Annotated in this window: 1 protein-coding gene and 1 pseudogene; both read left to right on the top strand. The window is 68.3% G+C overall.

Annotated elements, in window-relative coordinates:
* Nucleotides 1-563: pseudogene (locus ACXJKH_RS16505) on the top strand (hypothetical protein); the annotation flags it as partial.
* 124 nt (nucleotides 564-687) lie between these two features.
* A partial coding sequence (locus tag ACXJKH_RS16500; RefSeq protein WP_457320920.1) for a DNA repair ATPase occupies nucleotides 688-3,939 on the top strand: 3,252 nt, incomplete at its 3' end.

The raw sequence follows: 3,939 nt of genomic DNA, 5'->3' as shown, positions 1-3,939 counted from the left end.
ACCTCAAGCAGGGCACCAACGAGGCCCGCGTGCTCGCCGAGAACCTGCAGGCCCAGGCCCAGGGTGAAGAGCAGATGGGCCGCGCCCGTGCCAGCGCGACCGAGTCGCTCGGTGGCGCCGAAGCCGGCGTGGTGCAGAAGAAGCTGCTCGCCGAGGCCGAGGGCCTGGTCCGCAAGTTCGAGGCGATCGCCTCGCTCAGCGACACCGCGCGCGGTCATGAAGAGTTCCGCATGATGCTCGACAACAGCCTCACCCAGGCCCTGGCGTCCATCGAAGCCGGCAAGGAAGTCTCGCGCGAAAACGCCGGCGTCATCGCCAGCGCGCTGCGCAATGCCGACATCGACCTGGTCGGCGGCGACGGCGGCATGTTCGAGAACCTGATCAAGGCCGTCTCGCTGGGCAAGTCCATCGAAGGCCTGGCCGGCAAGAGCCCGATCGTGCAGGACCTGATGCAGCGCTACCTCGGCGTGACCCCGCGCGAACAAGCGCCGCGGCAGATCCCTGAAGAGGTGGTCGACGCGACGCCCACGGTCGTGACCGCAGACGTGGTCGAAACCCGCTGAGTCAGCGGTATCGGAGCGCCGCCCGAGAAGGCGCGCTCCGCCCCCGGCGGTGGCGTTGATGCCGCCGCCACGCCATCCCCGGCCGGCTCGCCCGGCCGGTTGTCCGTGAGCCGGAAGGAAGCCGATGTCCGATACCGCCAACCGTCCCGAGCCGTCCGTGCCGGACGCCACCGCCAGCGTCGACCAGGCCGTCGCCCAAGGCGGCGCCTATGAAGTGCTGCGCCGCCGCCTGGACGAGCAGGGTAGCCGCCTGCGCACGGTCGCCGATGCCCTGAACCGGCAGCGCCTGGCCGAGTTCGGCGACAGCCGGCTGGAGGTCACCGGGCGCTTCCGCATCCGCAGCGAGAACAACTGCGTCGGCCGCGACATCGTCCAGGTCGGCCCGGACCTGCTGCTGTTCGGCTACAACGTCTTCATCGGCCTCAAGACCCAGACCCGGGTCGAGGACGTGTTCGGGCTGTACCGGCTGGTGCAGGCCAACGACGGCTACGACGTCGTACCGGTGGAGGCCAAGGGCAGTTTCCTGGCCCAGCCCGGCTTCGTGCACGATTTCGGCGAGCTCTACGCCTACTACAAGCACGCGCGCCTGCTGCAGCTGATCGTGATCGGCGACAAGCTGCTCGCTGCCTTCCAGATCGGCGAACGCAGCAGCGACGTACGCGTATTCCGCTGGGCGCTGGCCCGCGATGGCGAATTGACCTACCTCRATGCCCGTGGCGAGCGCGATATCGCGCTGCCGCCACCGTTCGATTTCGAGTGGAGCCGCGCCACCCGCGACATGGCCGTCACCGGTCGCCACGCGCATCTGAACATCCTCGACACCCTCTTCGTGGAAACCACCGGTGGCGACCTGACGATCAAGGTCGAGAACAACACCGAAAGCGGGCAGGGCGTCTACAGCGAACCGGTCGAGGACAGCACCCAGTCGCTGGACGATGCCCAGTTCGAATTCGCCCGGGTCGGGTCACTGATCCTGCTCAAGGTATTGCCGTACCGCGAGACCGTATGGCGCGGCCTGATCTACAACACCCTCACCGGCAACATCACCCGCAACGATGCCATCGTGCAGGCCTGCGTGCAGCTGCCTGAAGACCACGGCATCATCTTCCCCGGCGGCTATTACCTGCAGAACGGCGAGCACAAGGCCTTCGACGCGGCGATGGACGGCATGCAGTTCAAGCGTGCCATCCGCTCGCCCAACGGCGAGGACGTGCTGTACATCTTCTACGAGCGCGAAGGCGGCCGCTCGGCGTTGTTCGTCTACAACACCATCCAGCGCGTGCTGCAGAACCCGGTGTTCGGTCACGGCTACGCGTTCATGCACGATGGGCGCATGGTGCTGTTCCACGCCGAGGGCAGCGAGCCCACCCGCATCCACGCCATGCAGGTCTGGCAGACGCCCTTCAGCAGCGATGAGTTCGCCGCCAGCCGGCCGCCCGGCAATACCTTCATGGGCCGCATCGGCAATGCCGAACTGGTGCGCGGCATCTCCAATCTCTTCGACCTGGCCCGGACCATCGAGGGCGGGGACGCCTCGGTGCAGCGCTACCAGCGCCTGGTGCAGGACACCCGCCGCCTGTTCGATGCCCACCATTGGCTGGACGATGAACAGTGCAGCGGCGCCGCCAGCCTGCTGCGCGACGTCAGCAGCACCGGCGAGTCGGTGCTGGACGAGTACGAAAAGGTGCAGTCGATCCGTGCGCAGTCCGCGCAGGCCATGGCCCAGGCGCAGAGTGCGCAGAAGGCCCTGCTCGCGCGCCTGCAGCCGGAGAACTGGACGCAGGTGCAGGCCTTCGTCGAGGCGCTCAACGCGATCTCGGCCCAACGCGGCCACCTGCTTACCATCCGCGATTACCGCTACATCGACACCGACCTGATCGATGCGATGACCGCCGGCCTGCAGCAGGCCCAGGACAGCATCGGGGCGGCCACCGGGGAGTTCCTCGCCGGCGACGCCGCGCTGGCGCCGCTGGGCGAACGCCTGCAGGTGCTGGACGCGGCCGCGCAAGAGGCTGAGAGCGCGCGCGTACTGGATGAGCAGCTGGCCGGGCTGCGCGCGATGTCGGCCGACCTGGACATGCTGTCCGAGCTGATGGCCGGCCTGAAGGTCGATGACGCCACCGCACGCACCCGCGTGGTCGAGGCGATCTCGGCAATCTACGCACGCCTCAACCAGACCCGTGCACGTGCCGAGCAACGCCGCCGCAGCCTCGGCTCGGCCGAAGCGGTGGCGCAGTTCGCCGCGCAGTTCGCGCTGTTCTCCCAGGCCATCACCAGTGCCCTGGCGATGGCCACCGATCCGGAGCGTGCCGACGAGCAGATGTCGCGCCTGCTGGTCCAGCTGGAGGAGCTGGAAAGCCAGTTCGGTGAGCATGAGCAGTTCCTCGGCGACATCCTGGCCAAACGCGAAGAACTGATCGAGGCCTTCGAAGCGCACAAGCAGGCGTTGCAGGACGAACGCCAGCGCAAGGCGCGCTCGGTGCTGGACGCGGCCAACCGCATCCTCGACGGGCTGGCCAAACGCACCGAGCGCTTCGCCACCACCGACGAGCTCAACGCGTTCTTTGCCGGCGATCCGCTGATCCTCAAGCTGCGTGAACTGGCCGAGCGCCTGCGCAGCCTGCGCGACAGCGTCAAGGCCGACGACATCGAGTCGCGCCTGAAGGGTGTGCGCGACCAGGCCGTGCGCGCGCTGCGCGACCGCAGCGATCTGTTCGAAGCCGGTGGCAACGTGGTGCGGCTGGGCCCGCGCCATCGTTTCAGCGTCAACACCCAGGCCCTGGACCTGACCATCCTGCCGCGCGGCGACGAACTGGCCATCCACCTGACCGGCACCGATTTCCTGGAGACCCTGCACGACCCGGAACTGGCCGAACTCAAGCCGTACTGGCAGCTCAGCCTGGATTCGGAATCGGCCACGCTGTACCGCGGCGAGTACCTGGCCGGCAGCGTGTTGCGCGCGGCGATGGAGGGGCGCGAGGGGCTGGACCTGGCCACGCTGCAGCACAGCGCGGCCGAGCCGGACGCGCTGGACCGCAGCGTGCGTGATTTCGCCGCACCGCGTTATCGGGAAGGCTACGAACGCGGTATCCACGACCACGATGCCGCCACCATCCTGCGCGCGCTGCTGCCCCTGCAGCAGGCGGCGGGGACCTTGCGGCATGCCCCACGCGTGCGCGCACTGGCGATGCTGTTCTGGGCGGCGCAGCAGCGTCGCGAGGACGTGGCGCAGTGGCCGGCACGGCAGGCCGGCGCAGACGCGATCGCACGCCTGTTCGGGTCCGATGAAGGCCAGCTCGCCTTGCGTGCGGAGATGGCCCACGCGTTGGCCGCGTTCAATGATGAGCAGAGCTTGCCGTTCAACGCTGCCGAGCAC

Source organism: Stenotrophomonas sp. P5_B8 (genome assembly GCF_054049855.1).
This window is presented reverse-complemented; position numbering and strand designations above follow the sequence as displayed.